Genomic DNA, 16,975 nt, shown 5'->3' with positions numbered 1-16,975 from the left:
TGCTGAGAGCCTAGAGGGGTCTTCGGCGGCGTAAGTCCGTTTTGGGGATATCGGTGCTGGTGGGGCGCCGGGTCACTCGCCCGCCGGGTCCTCCGGACCGGTCGACGCCCCCGTGCTGGGGGCCGGGTCGGACGGTGGCGGCGGGTTGCTCGGCGGCGGATCGCTCTTCGGCGGGTCGCTGGGCGGCGGCGCGGTGGTGGCGTTCGGCGTCGCCGACGGCGGGGTGGACGACTGGGAGGGCTGCACGCTCGGCGTGGCGGTGGTCGACGCCGACACGGTGGCGTCCGGGGCGGTCGGCCGGTTGGGGCGCTGCGGGTCGTCGGTGACCTGCTCGTTCGCCGCCGGCAACTCCGCCTGCTGGGTCGGGCCAGGCGTCACGGAGGTCGTTGGCAGCCGGACGGCCGGCTCGTCGTCGCCGGTGTTGCGCGCCGCGCCCAATGCCGCCGCCAGGCCGATCAGGGCGACAAGCATCGCGGCCGCCGCGCCGACAAGTGGCCCGCGCCGTCGCAGCCGGCCGGCGTCCGCCGGGCTCGCCACCGCCGCGCCGACCGGAGCGTCGGTGCGGGTGCCCGACCCTGCCTCGCGCAGGGGGACCGCCGCCGCCATCGCGGTCGGCGGCTCGCCACCGGTGACCGCGGTGCGGGCGGCCTCGGCCATCGCCGAGCCGCTGGTGAAGCGATCCAGCGGATCCTTCGCGAGGGCCCGCGACACGAGGGCGCGGACCGCCTCCGGCATGTCGTGCGGCAGCTCCGGCGGCTCGTCGTCCAGGTGGCGGATGGCGACCTGGAGGGGGTTGTCCCCGGTGAACGGTGGACCGCCGGTGAGGCAGCAGTAGGCGACCGCGCCGAGCGCGTAGATGTCGGTAGCGCCGCTTACCGGACGGCCCGCGGCCTGCTCGGGCGCCATGTAGAGAGCGGTGCCCGGCACCGCGTTGGTGCTGGTAATGCTTGTCACGTTCGTGGAACGGGCGACGCCGAAGTCGACAAGGACGACGGTGCCGTCCTCCTGGACCAGCAGATTGCTGGGCTTGACGTCGCGGTGCACGATGCCGCCGCGGTGCGCCGCGCCCAGCGCGTGCGCCGCCTGGGCCACGATCGACATCGTCTCGGCCACGTCGAGTCGGCCGGCCGCCTCGATCCGCTTGGACAGCGGCTCACCCTCGACGAACTCCATGACCAGATAGTCCGCACGGCCGCCGTCGGGCAGGTCGTCCTCACCGGAGTCGTACACCTGCACGATGCCGGGGTGCCGCAGAGCTGCCATGATCCGCGCCTCGGCCCGGAAGCGGGCGATGAAGTCCGGGTCGGAGACCAGTGCCGGCAGCAGGACCTTTACCGCGACCTGTCGGCCGAGGACCAGGTCCGAGGCACGCCAGACGTCTCCCATGCCGCCGGTGGCGACACGTTCGTCCAGGCGGTACCGCCCGCTGAGCACGACCTCCGATGACAACACAGCATTACCGTACCCAGAGTGGCGGACAACGGCGCGCTGCGGTTGATCGGCCACGTGGTCGTACCCTCCGGTCCGTCCGGTCTGACCTTTATGGACGCGGCCTCTCTGTGACGGTGCGACAGCAGCATGTGACAAAACCCGACACATTCCGGCGTACGCTTGGCGGATAACCGCCGCGGTCCGTGTCCCGGCGCGGGGAGCGTCAGGTGTTTCGCACCTGTTACGGCGGCACGCCGTTCGGACGGCTTGATAATTGTCACTCTTCCGTGACGCGATCCCGGCTTGTCGCTCCGATGGCCGCCTCCTACCGTTAGCCCGGCTCGGAGCCGTCCGGCGGGCCGCGCGTCGAGAGCCCTCGCGCCGGCGCGGACGCCCGGCCGGCCCGGACACGGGCGCGACAGCGGATTCGGTGGAGGGCGGTGCGGGTGCGGGAGCCGGTGGGGCCGACGGTTCGCGCGCGGACAGCGCCGGCGCGGCGCGTCGGGCCGGGCCGCAACCCCGAGCCACCCGCGAGCCGCCGATGACCGGCGAGTTGTCCGAGGCGGTCATCGCCGCGCAGGCCGGGGACGAGGACGCCTTCCGTTTCCTGTACCGCAGCCTCCAGCCGGGTCTGCTCCGCTACCTGACCGCCCTGGTCGGCGCGGACGCCGAGGACGTGGCGTCGGAGACCTGGTTGCAGATCTCCCGTGACCTGCCCCGCTTCACCGGCGGCGAGTTCCGCGCCTGGACGGTCACCATCGCCCGTAACCGGGCCATGGACCATCTGCGCCGGCTGCGTCGACGACCGTCGCTGCCGGTCCCGGTGCAGGCGCTCACCGACCTGGCCGGCGACGGCGACACCGCCGAGCGGGCCGACGAGACGATCAGCACCGAAGGGGCCCTGGCGCTGATCGCCACGCTGCCGCCGCGCGAGGCCGAGGCGGTGCTGTTGCGGGCCGTGATCGGGCTGGACGCGGAGTCGGCCGGTCGGGTGTTGGGACGCCGGGCCGGAGCAGTCCGGACCGCCGCCCACCGTGGGCTGCGGCGGCTGGCCACCCTGCTGGACCGGCAGACGGGGACCGAGCCGCCGGCCGAGGGCGCCGGCGCGACCCGGGCGACAGGCGTACCGGACCCGGTGTCCGCGCGGCCTGCCCCTGCGCCCGGCGGGCAGGGCCCGGCGTCCGCACGGCCTGCGCCCGAGGCGCAGGGCCCGCCGAACACGGTGCCTGCGCCTGCGCCCGGTGCGCCGGGCCCGGGGTCCGCGCCGGACGCGACCTCGGCGCCGGCCCTCGGCGCCGACGGCGTCGTACCGTCGGTCGGCGCCGAGGTGGTTCCGCCACGTCGCGGGCGGACCGGCCGATCCCGGCGGACGTCACACGCCGAGCAGGCGGACGGCTGACGTGAGGGGATTCCGGATGAACCCGTACCGGCCGGACCGCCACGGCGGCCGTGCCGAGACCGAACGGCTGCTCGACGCCACCCGCATCGACGCGGCAGTCGATCCCGAGGCGTCTCTCCGCCCTGACCCGTCTCTCGACTCCGAGGCGTCTCCCGGTCTCGACGGCACCCGCGTCGACGCGGCCATGGACTCCGACGCGACCCTCGACCTCGACGCGACCGAGCGATCCGGCGCGACCGCCGCCTCGGCTGCGGCGGCCGACCCGTTGGCGCGGCTGCTTTCCGCCGCTGCCGGCCCGGTCCGGCCGGGGGAGCTGGCGGGCGAGGAGGCCGCGCTGGCCGCGTTCCGGGCCGCCCGGACCGCCGCCCCGGTGTCACCTGCGGCCCGACGTCCCCGCCGCCGGCGGCTCACCACCGGTGCGTTGGCGTGGATCGGCGCGCTGACCGCCACCGCCACCGCGGGCGCCGCGTTCGCCGCAGCCGGCCTGGACCGGGCACCCGACCCGCTGCCGCCGGCGCCGAGCAGCGCGCCACCGACCGGCAGTGGCCCCGCAGCGACCGCGTCGGCCCCGCCGGCCTCGCCGGACCGGTCGACGCCGTCCGGCCCGCCGTCCTCGTCCCGCACTCCGTCCGTCGGACCCACCCCGAACGGTCAGCTGCACGGACTGTGTCGGGCCTGGCTGGCCAAGAAGCCCGAGCAGCGGGAGAAGGCGCTGCGGACGCCGTCCTTCCAGCGGCTGGTGACGGCCGCCGGTGGCGTCGGCGCCGTCGAGGCGTACTGCCAGCGCCTGGTGCCCGAGGCGAAGCCGTCCGCTCCGGCGGGACCGTCCCCGTCGGCGGCGCCGTCCGACCCGGCGCGGCCGTCTCCCCCCGCCGAACCGTCGACAGCGGCGACGCCGCCCGGATCGGCGCGGATCAAGCCCTCCCACCCGGCGGGACCGGCTCGGGACTGAGCGTCCGGCCGGTGCGGTTCGTTCTGGCGTGCACCGGGAAATTCGTCTGTTAGACAGGGGTTGGTGGCACTGTCGACGCCGCCGAGAGTGTCGGTGGGTGGGTTTACGGTGGCACAGTGTCCCGGAGCTGGCGCACGACGAAGGAGGCTGCACCCATGGTGACGTCACCCGAGCTGGACCGCAGCGCGATCCTGCGGGAGTCCGCCGCCGCGGGCCGGCATCTCGCCCGCATCTGCTTCAAGACCGGCCCCCCGACATACACGGGCGTCGAACTGGAATGGACCGTGCACGACGCCGCCGACCCTGCCCGACCTGTCGATCCGGTGCGGCTGCGGGCGGCGCTGGGGCGTCACAGCCCCGTCACGCTGGACGCCACGAGTCCCGCCGAGCCGCTGCGCCACGGCGGCACGGTGACAGTCGAACCGGGCGGCCAGTTGGAGATCTCCACCCCGCCGCGCTCCTCGACCGGCTCCCTGATCCGGGCCACCGAGGCCGACATCGCCCAGGTCACCGGCCTGCTGGCCGCCGCGGGGCTGACCCTCGGTCGCACCGGCATCGATCCCCACCGTCGGCCTCGCCCGGTGGTGGACACCCCCCGTTACCGCGCCATGCGTCGCGCCTTCGACAGGCGCGGTCCGGCCGGCCGGACGATGATGTACAGCACCGCCGGTCTGCAGGTCTGCCTCGACATCGGCGAGCCCGACCAGCTGGCGGCGCGTTGGGCGGCGGCCCACGCGGTCGGGCCGCCGTTGCTCGCGGCGTTCGCCTCGGCCAGCCGGCACGCCGGGCGGCGCACCGGTTGGGCGTCCGCGCGGATGGCCGCCTGGTTGGCCATCGACCCGGCCCGCACCCGCCCGGTGTGGGTGCCCGGCAACGCCGACGAGGACCCGACGGCCACCTGGATCCGGTACGTGCTCGCCGCGCCGCTGCTCTGCCTGCGTCGACGCGGCCCGGACTGGGCTCCGCCGCCGGGTGTCACCTTCGCCGACTGGCTCGACGGCGCGCTGCCTCGCCCGCCCACCACCGATGATCTCGACTACCACGTCAGCACCCTCTTTCCACCCGTGCGCCCACGCGGTTACCTGGAGCTGCGCTATCTGGACGCTCAGCCCGACCGGGACTGGCGCCTCCCGCTGGCGGTGCTGAGCGCGCTGTTCGTCGACGCGGGCACCGTGCGGGCGGCGTACGCGATCGCCGCGCCGGTGGCGCACCGCTGGTCGGCTGCCGCCCGGCACGGCCTGTCCGACCCGCCGCTGGCCGCCGCCGCGGCCGCGCTTCTCGACCTGGCCCTGGCGGCACTGCCCCGCCTGGAACTGCCGGCCGACACCCACGACGAGGTCCAACGAGGCGTACGGCGGCGGCTGGCCGCCGCACAGAGGGGAGACCGGTGAGCGCGAGGAAAGCGGTGGAGGGCGAGACGGTGAGCGTACGCACGACGGAACATCCCGAGGGGGAGGTTTTGCGGGGCCGGATCGCGGAGGAGTTGGCACGCGCCCGGTCCCGTACGGCTCTGCTGACCGAGGCGGTCGACGACGACGACCTGATGCGTCAGCACTCTCCGTTGATGTCGCCGTTGGTCTGGGATCTGGCGCACGTGGGCAATCAGGAGGAGCTCTGGTTGGTCCGTGATGTGGGTGGCCGCGAGCCGGTCCGTTGTGACATCGACGAGCTGTACGACGCGTTCAAGCAGCCCCGCCGGGACCGGCCCGCGCTGCCGCTGCTGCCACCGGCGGAGGCGCGCGCCTATCTGGGTACGGTCCGCGACAAGGTGCACGACCTGCTCGACGCCGTGAGCTTCACCGATCGGCCGTTGGTCGCCGACGGGTTCGCCTTCGGCATGATCGTGCAGCACGAGCAGCAGCACGACGAGACGATGCTCGCGACCCACCAGCTGCGGGCGGGTGCGGCGGTTCTGCACGCCCCGCCACCGCCCGAGCCGACCGCCCGGGTCGGCGGCGAGGTGCTGGTGCCGGCGGGCGAGTTCACGATGGGCACCGACACCGACCCGTGGGCGCTGGACAACGAACGCCCCGCGCATCGCGTCGACCTGCCCGCGTACGTCATCGATGCCACACCCGTCACCAACGGCGAGTACGAGGCGTTCATCGCCGACGGCGGCTACGCCGATCCGCGCTGGTGGAGCGCGGCGGGCTGGGAGCACCGGGTTTCCGAGCAACTCGTCGCGCCGATGCACTGGCGCCGCGACGGCGACGGCTGGGCGTACCGGCGGTTCGGCCGGTGGGATCGGGTGCGCGCCGACGAGCCGGTGGTGCACGTGTGCTTCTACGAGGCGCAGGCGTACGCCGCGTGGGCCGGCAAGCGTCTGCCGACCGAGGCGGAGTGGGAGAAGGCCGCCCGGTGGGATCCGGCGACGGGCCGGTCGCGCCGCTACCCGTGGGGCGACGGGGACCCGACCGAGGCGTACGCCAACCTCGACCAGCGTCACCTGCGCCCGGCGCCGGTGGGCGCGTACCCGGCCGGCGCGTCGCCGCTGGGTGTGCACCAGCTCATCGGGGACGTCTGGGAGTGGACGTCGACAACCTTCCGTGGGCATCCGGGCTTCACCGCGTTTCCGTACCGCGAATACTCGGAGGTCTTCTTCGGCGACGACTACCGGGTGTTGCGCGGCGGGTCGTTCGGCACGGACCGGTCGGCGTGCCGGGGGACGTTCCGCAACTGGGACTATCCGATCCGGCGGCAGATCTTCAGCGGTTTCCGCTGCGCCCGCGACGCCGGTCCGGACGAGTCGCAGCGGTGACGTCCCACGGGGCCGGCGCGCTGGCGGCCGGGTTGCGCTGATGTGTCGTCACCTGGCCTATCTGGGGCCGCCGGTCACGCTTGCCGAGCTGCTGTTCGAGCCGGCGCACGCCCTCGTACGCCAGTCGTGGGCGCCGCGCGACATGCGCGGCGGCGGCACGATCAACGCCGACGGGTTCGGGGTCGGCTGGTATCCGGACGACGGCGATCCGGTGCGGTACCGGCGTGCCCAGCCGATCTGGAGCGACCCGACGATCGCCGAGTTGGCGGCGGTGACCCGCACCGGCGCGGTGCTGGCCGCGGTCCGCTCGGCGACCGTCGGGATGGCGGTGCTCGACGGCGCCGCCGCGCCGTTCGCCGAGGGGCGGTGGCTGTTCAGCCACAACGGTGTGGTCCGGGGCTGGCCGGACGCGGTGGTGCCGCTCGCCGCCGGCCTGCCGGTGCGTGACCTGCTGACCCTGGACGCGGCCACCGACTCGGCGCTGTTGTGGGCGCTGGTGCGGCACCGGCTGCGCGCCGGTGACGACCCGGCGGAGGCGGTGGCCGCGACGGTGGCCGAGGTCGCCGGGGCCGCCCCGGGGTCGCGGCTGAACGTGCTGCTCACCGACGGGCGGCGGGTGGTGGCCACCACGTCCGGGCATGCGCTGTCGGTGCGCGCGGCGGCGGGCTCGGTGCTGGTGGCCTCCGAGCCACACGACGACGACCCCGGGTGGCGGCCGGTACCGGAGGAACACCTGGTCACCGCCACCGTGGACGAGGTGCGGATGTGCCCACTGCCGACCGCGTGAGTCGCGCCGGTCGGGCAACGCGAGGTGTGTGACGGAGCAGAGAGGCAGGACCGATGACCGCGGAACCGTTGGAGATCTACCTTGAGCCGCAGGACCTGGAGCGTGGTCTGCGTCAGGACGTCCGGGCCGGGTTGACCGCCGAGGCGAAGTGGCTGCCGCCGAAGTGGTTCTACGACTCGCGGGGCAGTGAGCTGTTCGAGGAGATCACCCGGCTGCCCGAGTACTACCCGACCCGGGCGGAGCGGGCGGTGCTGGCCGCGCACGCACCTGACATCGCCGCGCTGACGGATGTCAAGACCCTGATCGAGCTGGGCTCCGGCTCGTCGGAGAAGACCCGGCTGCTGCTGGACGCGTTCACCCGTCGGGGCGGTCTGGGCACGTTCGTACCGCTGGACGTGTCGGTAAGTGCCCTGCTGGGGTCGACTGCGCAGATCGCCGTCGACTATCCGGGGCTGCGGGTCCGGGGCATCGTGGGGGACTTCACCCGCCACCTCGACCGGCTGCCCACCGGTGGTCGGCGGTTGGTGGTGTTCCTGGGTGGCACGATCGGCAACCTGTTGCCGGCCGAGCGGGCCGACTTCCTGGCGGCGATGCGCGCCGCGCTGGAGGTGGGTGACTGGCTGCTGCTCGGCACCGACCTGGTGAAGGACCCGTCGGTGATCGTGCCCGCGTACGACGACGCGGCGGGGGTCACGGCGGAGTTCAACCGCAACGTGCTGTACGTGATCAACCGGGAGCTGGGCGCCGACTTCGACCCGGAGGCGTTCGCGCACGTCGCTCACTGGGACTCGGACCACGAGTGGATCGAGATGCGGCTGCGGGCGACGCGGCCGATGCGGGTCCGGGTGCTGGACCTGACTGTCGAGTTCGCTGCGGGGGAGGAGCTGCGGACGGAGGTGTCGGCGAAGTTCCGCCCGGAGGGGGTGGCCGCCGAGCTGCGCGACGCGGGCTTCGCGGCGGCACACTTCTGGACCGACCCGGACGGGCTCTTCGGGGTGACGTTGGCGCAGGCACGATGAGGCTGTTCACCCACGACACCCGGCCCGTTCGGTGATCGGTTAGGCTTGTCGCGCGAAGGGGAGTAGCCCCCAATGTCGTGGTCGACATACTGGTGCGTTCCGCACCCGGCCACGCGGCCCCGGTCTCCGGGGCGGGCGAGACCTTCGACTCAGGCTGTTGCAGCCGGGTCGAGGGCGCCCCCGTACCTCCTCCCGGCGTGAACGGGAAGGATGTCATGGAGGGATTCCTCGCCGCGCTGGTCGTCAGCTTCGGCGTCATTTTCGTGGCCGAGCTGGGAGACAAGTCCCAGTTGATGGCGCTGACGTTCGCCACGCGGTTCAAACCGGTGCCGGTGCTGATCGGCATCACCGTCGCCACGGCGGTGGTGCACCTGGCGTCGGTCGCCATCGGTTCGGGTCTCGGCGCCGTGCTGCCCACCGAGTGGATCTCCCTGGTGGCCGGTGTGGCGTTCCTCGGCTTCGGCGCGTGGACGCTACGCGGTGACACGCTCACCGAGGAGGAGAAGCGCAAGGCCGAGAGGACCAGCAAGAGAGCGATCGTGGCGGTGTCTGTGGCGTTCTTCCTGGCCGAGCTGGGCGACAAGACGATGCTCGCGACGATCACCCTGGCCACCAAGTACGGCTGGTTCGGCACCTGGCTCGGCTCCACGATCGGCATGGTGGCCGCGGACGCGCTGGCCATCCTGGTCGGCCGGATGCTCGGCCGCCGCCTGCCGGAGAAGACCATCAGGTACGGCGCCGCGGTGCTCTTCGCCATCAGTGGCCTCTGGCTGATCCTGGAGGCCGTCAACGAGCTGACCTGAGCACCGACTAGCTGCGCCGCTGGCGGGTAACGCCTGCGGGTGGAGCCGGCGGAGCTGCTGCGCCACGGCGACGAGGTGCTTGTCGCCGTGGTGGAGGTGGCCGGGGCCCTGGTGATCTTCGTGGGCGCCCTGTGGGCGGCGGTGCGGTTCGCGGTCGAAGGGCTGCGGCACCGCACCGCCGCCGTCTTCACCCCGATCCGGCTGTCCCTGGGCCGCTTTCTGACGCTCGGTCTGGAGTTCCAACTGGCGGCCGACGTCCTGCGGACCGCCGTGTCGCCGTCGTTCACCCAGATCGGCCAGCTGGCGGCGATCGCCACCATCCGGACGGCGCTCAACTACTTCCTGGGCCGAGAGATCCGGCAGGAGCAGCGACAGGTCAGCGATGGGCAGCAGCGGTCGTGATCGGCGCGCTGGTCGAGGTGGTGACCGCGTTGGCCCTGGTCGCCGGTGTGGTGACGGCGCTGTGCACCGGTGCCCTCCGGGTCGCGGTCCGGGTGCTGTTGGACCTGCTGACGGCGGCCGGTCTGCTCCGCCTCGCAGGTGATCCGCAGTGGGGTGGACTGGCCACCGCGGCGGCGATCGTCGCGCTGCGCCAACTGCTCGCGGCGGCGTTGAGTTTCACGCCGCCATGGTCGCGTCGACAATCCCCGCCGCGCTGCGCGGACGACGACCACCACTTAGCGTGGGCGGTAGCAGCGAAACAGGGAAAAGCGGGAGGATAACCACATGAGCCGGCACGACGAACCGAACGAGTACGGCTACGCCGGCGGCGCCACCGCTCCCGAGCCCCAGCCCGGCGGCAAGCCCGACGAGCAGGATCTCGCGGAGGAGGTGGCGGTGCCCGGCGACGATCTCACCGCGCCGACGACCGACGCGCTGGCCGACGAGACCGAGGAGCGCCGGCCCAACGAGCGCCGCCGCTGACGCGTTCCCCATGCCGACGGTCGCCCCGTGCGGGCGACCGTCGGCGTCCTTCCGGTCACGGCCGACGAGTTTCCGTCCGCGACCGCCACTTTCTGCCGGCCGGTGTCAGGTGTGGGCTGACCACCGCGAGCACGGCCGGCACGCGGTGACCCTCGGTCCCCTTCGTGGGGGCGGACACGGTCGTTGGCCAGCGCCCCACGCCGAGACCCCAGCCCCGGCCTGAGTGAGGCTTTACTCATCCAGGTCGGCGCGGGCAGCACCATCTCGCCGCCCATGGCGGCCACCACCGGAAGCGCCCGCCTCGCGGCCCCCGGAGGTCGTCGACCACGAACTTGCGCTTGGGGCCAGCTCCGCCCCGAAGAAGGTCCGTCGCCGGCCCGGGTGCCGGGCGCAGGTCGAGGTGCCGGCGATTGGTCGTGGACTTTTCCCGGATATCGCCGCAGCCGAATGGCCCTTTGCCGGGTTGGTCATGCGGGCGCACTTGTTCGCCCCCGAAACTACGTAACTCCGGACATAAGCCGTATGAGCGGCTTTAATGGTTTCACGAGTTGGCAGACGACCTTGGGGGTTTTCGTGAAGTTCTTTGGCGTAACCGGACCCGCACGGAGGCACTCCTGATGGACCTGCTCCGCCAATTGCGCCACGTGCGTCGGCACTGGTGGGTCGTGCTGGTCACGGTCATGGTGACCCTGGGCATTTCGGCGTTCCTGACCGTACGGGCCCAGCCCCGGTACGTCGCCTCGGTGACCTTCTTCGTCACCACCCCCAACCAGGGCGTCACCGACGCCTACCAGGGTGGGCTGTTCCTTCAGCAGCGTGTCAAGTCGTACGCCGACCTGCTCAGCAGCGACCGTCTCGCGCAGAGCGTGGTGGCCGAGACCCCGGTCGGGCTCACCGCGGACGAGGTCCAGCACCGGGTGACCACCTCCACCGAGACGGGCACCGTCCTGCTGCGCGCCTCCGTCACCGACACCGACCAGGCCCGTGCGTTGCGGGTGACCGAAACCCTCGCCACGAAGTTCGTCGAGCTCGTGCAGAAGGTCGAGACGCCGCCCGAGGGCAAGGCGCCGATCAAGATCGAGGTGGTGAGCGGCCCCCGGGTCAGCGCCAGCCCCGTCTCACCGCGACCGATGCGCAACCTCACCCTCGGCGGTCTGGTCGGTCTGGTGCTCGGCGTCGGCCTGGCGATCCTGCGCGGCGTCGCCGACATCCGCCTGCGGGACGCCGCCGGCCTGCAACGCGCCACCGGCAGCCCGCTGCTCGGTGACATTCCCTTCGAGAGCAGCGCCCGTACCTCGCCGCTGATCATCGGTGAGGCCGCGAGTTCGGCCCGTGCCGAGGCGATCCGCAAGCTGCGGACCAACCTGCGCTTCGTGGACGTACACGAGCCGGCCCGCGTCATCGCCGTGACCAGCGCCCTGCAGGGCGAGGGCAAGACGACGCTCTCCTGCAACCTGGCCATCGCGCTGGCCGAGGCGGGTTGGCGGGTGCTGCTTGTCGACGCGGACCTGCGCCGCCCGAAGGTCGACGAGTACCTGGGCCTGGACGCGGGGGTCGGACTCACCGACGTGCTTGTCGGCGACGTCCAGGTCGGTGACGTGGTGCAGCGGTGGGGCGACAAGTCCCTGTTGGTGCTGCCCAGCGGCTCCGCGCCGCCGAACCCGAGCGAACTGCTCGGCTCCAAGGCGATGGCGGATCTGCTGCTCGCGCTGCGGGAGTCCGCGGACATCGTGATCATCGACACCGCGCCGCTGCTCGCGGTGACCGACGGTGTCGTGGTGGCCGTGCAGGCCGACGGCGCGCTGCTGGTGAGTCAGCAGGGCCGTACGTCTCGAGCCCAGGTGGCAGCTGCCGCCCGCTCGCTGCACTCGGTCTCGGTGCGGTTGCTCGGCTGTGTGCTGAACATGGCCAAGGTGGCCAAGGCCGAGGCGTACCAGTACGAGGCCTACCGGGTGGTCGCCTCGCAGGCCACGCCGTCGGTGCCGACCGACCGGGCCACCGCCGCCCGACACAGCGAGGGCGCCGGGGTCAACGGCGTCAGCGACCGCACGCAGGAACTCACCCGGTTGCCCCGATGAGCGCGGCGAGGGGTCGTAGCGAGCGTTCGATCTCCTCAGCGCAACGACGGAAGTCGGCGGCGGTCCCGCCGATCGGGTCCCGCAGGTCGTCCGCGTCCGGGGCGGCGGGTTGCAACCGCCCCCGGGCGTGGGCGGCGGCGGCGATGGCGGCGGCCAGTGGGTCGTCGCGCGACCCGTCGGGCGGCTCGGCCGCCGCCGCCAGCCGGCCGAACTGGCGCAGGGTGAACGTCCGGTGCAGCGCGCCGGGCGCCAGCGCGGTGCAGACCGAACGCTGCCGCCGCGTCGCGGTCAGCACGAGCGCCGCGTCCGCCAGGTATTCGGGACGCAGCGTCCGGCTGGCGAACGCCGCCGGGTCGCCGCCGCCCTCGGCGGCGATCTGCGCGGCGTACGGGTGCATGGCCATCCCGTCCATCGCGTCGGTGCCGGCGCTGGACACCAGCACGGGCCGGTCGGCCAGCAGCCTGCGGGCCAGGTACTCGGCCATCGGCGAACGGCACAGGTTGGCGTGGCAGACGAACAACACGCGGTCGGCCATCGGAAGCCCTCTCGTGGGTGCGGACAGGGGTCGCCACACCGCGAGGGCGGTGCGTCGACGCCGCTGGCCGCGCGGGGAGGGGTTGTCGGCATCGTACGCGGGCGTCACGCCCACCGGCCGCGGTGCCGCGCCGGCCGAGGCCGATCCGTGCTCGCCGGCGGTGCCCCGGTGAAGATCGGCATCCTGTCGTACCACTTCCCGCCCGAGCCCGCCTTCATCCCCGGCAGCCTCGCCGAGGAACTGGCCGCGCGCGGACACGAGGTCCGCGTGCTCACCGGGTTCCCGGACTACCCCGGCGGCCACATCTATCCGGGGTGGCGGCAGCGCTGGCACCACGAGACGCACAGTCAACGGCTGGCGGTCCGGCGGGTGCCGCGCTTCTCCGGCGGGGCCGCCTCCACGGGCGCGCGGATGGCCAGCTACCTGTCGTTCGCCGGCAGCGCGTCACTGGCGGCGCGTCGGTTCCTCGGGGACGTGGACGCGCTCTACGTCTTCCAACTGCCGGCCACCACGTTCGCCACCGCCGCGGTGTTCCGGCTGCTTCCGAAGGTGCCGGCCGTGCTGCACGTACAGGATGTGTGGGCACGCGACGGGGTGGACGCGGCGGGCGAGGGACGCTGGTCGGCGCGGATGGGTGCCGCGATGACCCGCATCTACCGGACCGCCGCGCGGGTCGCGGTGGCCGCGCCGTCGATGCGGGATCTCGTGGTCGCCGCCGGGGCGGATCCGTCCCGGGTCCAGCTGGTGCTGAACTGGACCGACGAGCGCATCTTCTACCCGGCGACACCCGGCGCGGCGGCCCGGCAGATGGTCCGCCGGGACCGCCGGTGCGTGGTCATGCACGCCGGGACCATCGGCGCGCGCCAGGGGCTGGAGACGGCGGTACGGGCCGCTGCCGCGCTGGACCGCACCATGGACCTGGTCCTGGTCGGGTCGGGCGCGGACGAGCGGCGGGTGCGCGGGCTCGCCGCCGACCTGAAGGCGGAGAACGTGCGCTTCCTGGAGCGGCGGTCCCCTGTCGACATGCCCGAGCTGTACGCCGCCGCCGACTACCAGCTGATCATGCTGCGCGACCTGCCGGAACTTCGCGGCATGGTGCCCGGCAAGCTCCAGGCCGCGCTCTCCTGCGCCGCGCCGGTGGTGGCGTCGGCCGGTGGGGACACCGCTGAGCTGGTCGAACGCGCCCGTGCCGGCCTGTCCTGCCCGCCGGAGGACTGGGCCGCGCTGGCCGACCGTTTCTGGTTGGCCGCCACCATCCCGCCGCCAGCGCGTACCGAGATGGGCCGCCGGGGTCGACAGACGTACCTGCGGGAGATGTCGCTGACGGCCGGCGTGGACCGGATCGAACGGCTGCTGCACGAGGCCGCCGGCCGGAATCCGCAGGCGGCGGGGGAGCCGCGAGGAAACCTCGCGTAAAGGACGAGAAACGCCATAACGGTACGAGATTCCCCTCGACGTGCTAAGAACGTCAGGGAATCCGACGTACTGTCCGGTTCGGGCAAACGGGAGTGTGGGTGTGACGGAGAGCGAACGGCCGCGTCGACGGCGAAGCCGATCGCGGCGTCGCCGGCGGGCGAGACTGCGACGGGCCCTGCTCGGTGCCCTGGTCGTCGGATCGCTGCTGCTGGCCGCCGGCGGATGGGTCGGTTTCCGCGGCTGGCAGGCGCGTGCCCACCTGCTCAACGCCGCCGGCCTGGCCCGGGAACTGAGCGCGCAGGTGGTCGGCGGGGACACCGATCGGGCCCTGCGGACTCTGTCGGCCCTGCAGGAGCAGTCCGGCGCCGCCCGGGCCGCCACCTCCGACCCCAGCTGGAAGCTCGGTCGGCGTACCCCCCTCGCCGGCGACGACCTCGACGCGGTCCGGCAGATCGCCGTCGCCATCGACGACCTGGCCCGGCGGGCGTTTCCGTCCCTGCTGCGGACGGACCTGACCAGCCTGGTGCCGGCCGAGGGCCGGTTGGACCTGCCCCGGCTCACGTCGGTCTCCGCCGAGCTGACCCGCGTGAACGACGCGGTGCAGGGCACCCGTCGTGACCTGGACGCCGTGCCCGCCGACCGGCTGGTCAGCCAGGTCCGCCAGGCGTTGACCGACCTGCGCGGTGAGATCGACCGACTGGCCAGCCTCACGGCGGCTGCCGACCAGGGCGCGCGGCTGCTGCCGCCGCTGCTCGGCGCGGGTGGCCCGCGGCGCTACCTGCTCGTGTCGCAGAACCTGGCCGAGCTGCGCGCGACCGGCGGCATGTTCGGCGCGTACGCGATGATCGAGGCCGAGAACGGTCGCGTCCGGATGGGCCAGCAGGGCAGCAGCGCCTCTCTCGGCCGGTTCACGCCTGCGCTGAAGCTGCCCGCCGAGACCCGGGCGGTCTGGACCGACCTGCCGGGCATCTATCCCGCCGACGTCAACCTCACCCCGCACTTCCCGACCGCTGCCGCTCTGTACCGAGAGATGTTCCGACGCAAGACCGGAACCACTGTCGACGGCGTGCTCGCTGTCGACCCGGTGGTGCTGTCCTACCTGCTCAAGGCGACCGGGCCGGTGCTGGTGCCCGGTGGTGTGCCGCTGGCCAGCGAGAAGGTCGTGCAGACCCTGCTCAACGAGACCTACCAGAGGCTGGACACGGCGCAACAGGACGCGTACTTCGCGTCCTCCGCCGCCGCGGTGTTCGACGCCTTCTTCAAGAAGAATGTCAACCCGAGGGTGTTGTTGTCCGCATTCGACCGTGCTATCACGGAACGGCGGATATTGTTCTGGAGTGCCCGACCTGAAGAACAGCGGACATTCGGTGACAGCCGGATGGCCGGGACGCTTCCAGAACAGGACACCGTGCCGACGGTCGGCGTGTTCCTCAACGACGGCAGCGGCGCGAAGCTCGGCTACTACCTGCGGCCGACGGCGAGCCTCACGGTCGGCGAATGCCGGCCCGACGGCCGCCGCGAGCTCCGGCTGCGGGTGACCCTGCGCTCGACGGCGCCGAAGTCAGGACTGAGCAAGTCGGTCCTCGGCCTCGGCCTGGCCGGTGATCCGTACACCGTTCGCACCTTGGTGTCGATCTTCAGTCCGGCTGGCGGCACCGTCCTCGAAGCCCGGCTCGACGGGGCCGAGACGGCAGTTGGCAGCGGTATCGAACGCCGCCGCCAGGTGGCGACGGCCAACGTCGACATCGGCCCCGGCGCCGAGCGGGCGCTGGAGGTCACCGTTCTGACGGCCAAGACCGGCGTCGGGCAGGCCGAGCTGTGGCTGACCCCCACCGCCAGCCCGTGGACCACCCAAGTTCATTCCGCACCAAGCTGTGACCAGTAGGAGGGAACCAATCATGCGGCTATCCCGCATCATCATGGCGCTCACGGTCGGCCTGGCCGTGGTGGCCGTGCCGACGGCAGCGGGGGCGGCTGCGCCGCAGCCGCAGCCGAGCGCGACCACCGACCCGCCCCAGCCGCCCCCGTACCCGCCGACCGGCCCGAACCTGACCGTCAACCGGCCGACGATCTTCCTCGGCGAGACGGTCATCCTGACCGGCACGGGCTTCGGCCCCAACGAGACCGTCGACATCGTGGTGACGGTGGCCCCGTTCGCCGCTCCGGCAGGAGGTCAGGCACCGGCGCGTCGCAGCGACGGCACCACCGTGGCCATGGCGCCGGTAGCGTTCCAGGCGAGCGCTCCGCTCAACTTCACGGCGTTCACCAATGCCCAGGGCCGCTTCACCAAGAGCTACAAGCCGTCGGTGACCGGTCACCTGACCTTCACCGCCACGGGCCGGGAATCCGGCCGGACCGCCACCGCCGAGCTGCGGGTGCTGCACAAGAGGCAGCCGCTGCCCGTCACCGGTGACAGCATCGGTACGCCCATCAAGCTCGGCGGCGGCCTCGTCGGCGCCGGCGCGATCATGCTGCTGCTGACCCTGGCCTGGCGTCGCCGCCAGCGCTTCGGCGGGGCCGCGCACTAACCGGCACCACCACCGGGCAGTGCCCGGATCGCACCTCAGGCTGGCGCCCGTCGGATCTTGCGACGGGCGCCAGCCCCACGTCACGCCTCCCCACGGCCTGTGGCGCGTCCCGATGCGGACAGCCGCGCTGATCGACTCGCGTTCCTGGAAACCGGGGCATCCGAAGGACCGGGACCCCCCGACATCCAGAATCCCGAGTCGATCACCCCGGGGATCCTCCCCAAAACATGCTTGGCTGGGCGGGATGTCCGGTTCTGGGTGGTCGTTGGGGTGTGACCGGGTGCATCCGTGGGCCGGAATCGTGGCGGGCCGGGGGTCGTTTCACACCCTGACGATCGCAGGACC

Annotated in this window: 16 protein-coding genes; 14 read left to right on the top strand and 2 right to left on the bottom strand. The window is 72.9% G+C overall.

What is annotated here, in order from left to right; translation table 11 throughout:
• Positions 1-72: 72 nt before the first annotated feature.
• The gene (locus tag ACLQ26_RS31210; RefSeq protein WP_425747948.1) at positions 73-1,452 is read right to left on the bottom strand and encodes a protein kinase domain-containing protein; all 1,380 of its coding nucleotides are present in this window, start codon (positions 1,450-1,452) and stop codon (positions 73-75) included.
• A gap of 520 nt (positions 1,453-1,972) precedes the next feature.
• Here ACLQ26_RS31210 and ACLQ26_RS31205 point away from each other — a divergent pair.
• From ACLQ26_RS31205 to ACLQ26_RS31155, 11 genes are all read left to right on the top strand, one after another.
• Positions 1,973-2,830 carry a sigma-70 family RNA polymerase sigma factor gene (locus tag ACLQ26_RS31205; protein ID WP_425747947.1) on the top strand — a complete coding sequence of 286 codons (858 nt, stop codon included), beginning with the start codon at positions 1,973-1,975 and terminating at the stop codon, positions 2,828-2,830.
• Between the two features lie 16 nt (positions 2,831-2,846).
• A complete protein-coding gene (locus ACLQ26_RS31200; protein ID WP_425747946.1) occupies positions 2,847-3,782 on the top strand; it encodes a hypothetical protein in 936 nt (311 codons plus the stop codon).
• Between the two features lie 155 nt (positions 3,783-3,937).
• On the top strand, positions 3,938-5,173 hold the full coding sequence (egtA, locus tag ACLQ26_RS31195) for an ergothioneine biosynthesis glutamate--cysteine ligase EgtA (RefSeq protein WP_425747945.1): 1,236 nt from the start codon (positions 3,938-3,940) through the stop codon (positions 5,171-5,173).
• Between the two features lie 29 nt (positions 5,174-5,202).
• Positions 5,203-6,540 (top strand): ergothioneine biosynthesis protein EgtB, encoded by a 1,338-nt coding sequence (gene egtB / locus ACLQ26_RS31190; protein WP_425748024.1) that lies wholly within the window; start codon positions 5,203-5,205, stop codon positions 6,538-6,540.
• Positions 6,541-6,580: 40 nt separating this feature from the next.
• A complete protein-coding gene (gene egtC / locus ACLQ26_RS31185) occupies positions 6,581-7,327 on the top strand; it encodes an ergothioneine biosynthesis protein EgtC (protein ID WP_425747944.1) in 747 nt (248 codons plus the stop codon).
• Between the two features lie 53 nt (positions 7,328-7,380).
• Positions 7,381-8,346 carry an L-histidine N(alpha)-methyltransferase gene (gene egtD, locus ACLQ26_RS31180; protein ID WP_425747943.1) on the top strand — a complete coding sequence of 322 codons (966 nt, stop codon included), beginning with the start codon at positions 7,381-7,383 and terminating at the stop codon, positions 8,344-8,346.
• Between the two features lie 215 nt (positions 8,347-8,561).
• Positions 8,562-9,149, top strand: a complete 588-nt coding sequence (locus ACLQ26_RS31175; RefSeq protein ID WP_425747942.1) for a TMEM165/GDT1 family protein — start codon at positions 8,562-8,564, stop codon at positions 9,147-9,149.
• 39 nt (positions 9,150-9,188) lie between these two features.
• A complete protein-coding gene (locus tag ACLQ26_RS31170; RefSeq protein WP_363687961.1) occupies positions 9,189-9,551 on the top strand; it encodes a DUF1622 domain-containing protein in 363 nt (120 codons plus the stop codon).
• On the top strand, positions 9,548-9,871 hold the full coding sequence (locus ACLQ26_RS31165; RefSeq protein ID WP_425747940.1) for a hypothetical protein: 324 nt from the start codon (positions 9,548-9,550) through the stop codon (positions 9,869-9,871). The genes ACLQ26_RS31170 and ACLQ26_RS31165 overlap by 4 nt, the downstream gene beginning before the upstream one ends.
• Before the next feature lie 4 nt (positions 9,872-9,875).
• The gene (locus ACLQ26_RS31160; RefSeq protein WP_393292305.1) at positions 9,876-10,073 is read left to right on the top strand and encodes a hypothetical protein; all 198 of its coding nucleotides are present in this window, start codon (positions 9,876-9,878) and stop codon (positions 10,071-10,073) included.
• 617 nt (positions 10,074-10,690) lie between these two features.
• Entirely contained in the window at positions 10,691-12,151 is a 1,461-nt protein-coding gene (locus ACLQ26_RS31155) for a polysaccharide biosynthesis tyrosine autokinase (protein ID WP_425747939.1), read from the top strand.
• Here the strand turns inward: ACLQ26_RS31155 and ACLQ26_RS31150 are convergent.
• Positions 12,132-12,686, bottom strand: a complete 555-nt coding sequence (locus tag ACLQ26_RS31150) for a low molecular weight phosphatase family protein (protein ID WP_425747938.1) — start codon at positions 12,684-12,686, stop codon at positions 12,132-12,134. The genes ACLQ26_RS31155 and ACLQ26_RS31150 overlap by 20 nt on opposite strands.
• Positions 12,687-12,854: 168 nt before the next feature.
• On the opposite strand from ACLQ26_RS31150, the gene ACLQ26_RS31145 reads away from it, so the two are divergent.
• The 3 genes from ACLQ26_RS31145 to ACLQ26_RS31135 all read left to right on the top strand — a co-directional run bounded on the left by ACLQ26_RS31145 (position 12,855) and on the right by ACLQ26_RS31135 (position 16,630).
• Positions 12,855-14,102 carry a glycosyltransferase family 4 protein gene (locus ACLQ26_RS31145; protein ID WP_425747937.1) on the top strand — a complete coding sequence of 416 codons (1,248 nt, stop codon included), beginning with the start codon at positions 12,855-12,857 and terminating at the stop codon, positions 14,100-14,102.
• A gap of 100 nt (positions 14,103-14,202) precedes the next feature.
• Positions 14,203-15,987 (top strand): DUF4012 domain-containing protein, encoded by a 1,785-nt coding sequence (locus ACLQ26_RS31140; RefSeq protein ID WP_425747936.1) that lies wholly within the window; start codon positions 14,203-14,205, stop codon positions 15,985-15,987.
• A 13-nt stretch (positions 15,988-16,000) separates the two neighbouring features.
• Positions 16,001-16,630, top strand: a complete 630-nt coding sequence (locus ACLQ26_RS31135; protein WP_425747935.1) for a hypothetical protein — start codon at positions 16,001-16,003, stop codon at positions 16,628-16,630.
• Positions 16,631-16,975: the final 345 nt, after the last annotated feature.

Origin of the sequence: Micromonospora sp. DT43 (assembly GCF_049841645.1) — a bacterium.
Lineage (GTDB): Bacteria > Actinomycetota > Actinomycetes > Mycobacteriales > Micromonosporaceae > Micromonospora.
This window is presented reverse-complemented; position numbering and strand designations above follow the sequence as displayed.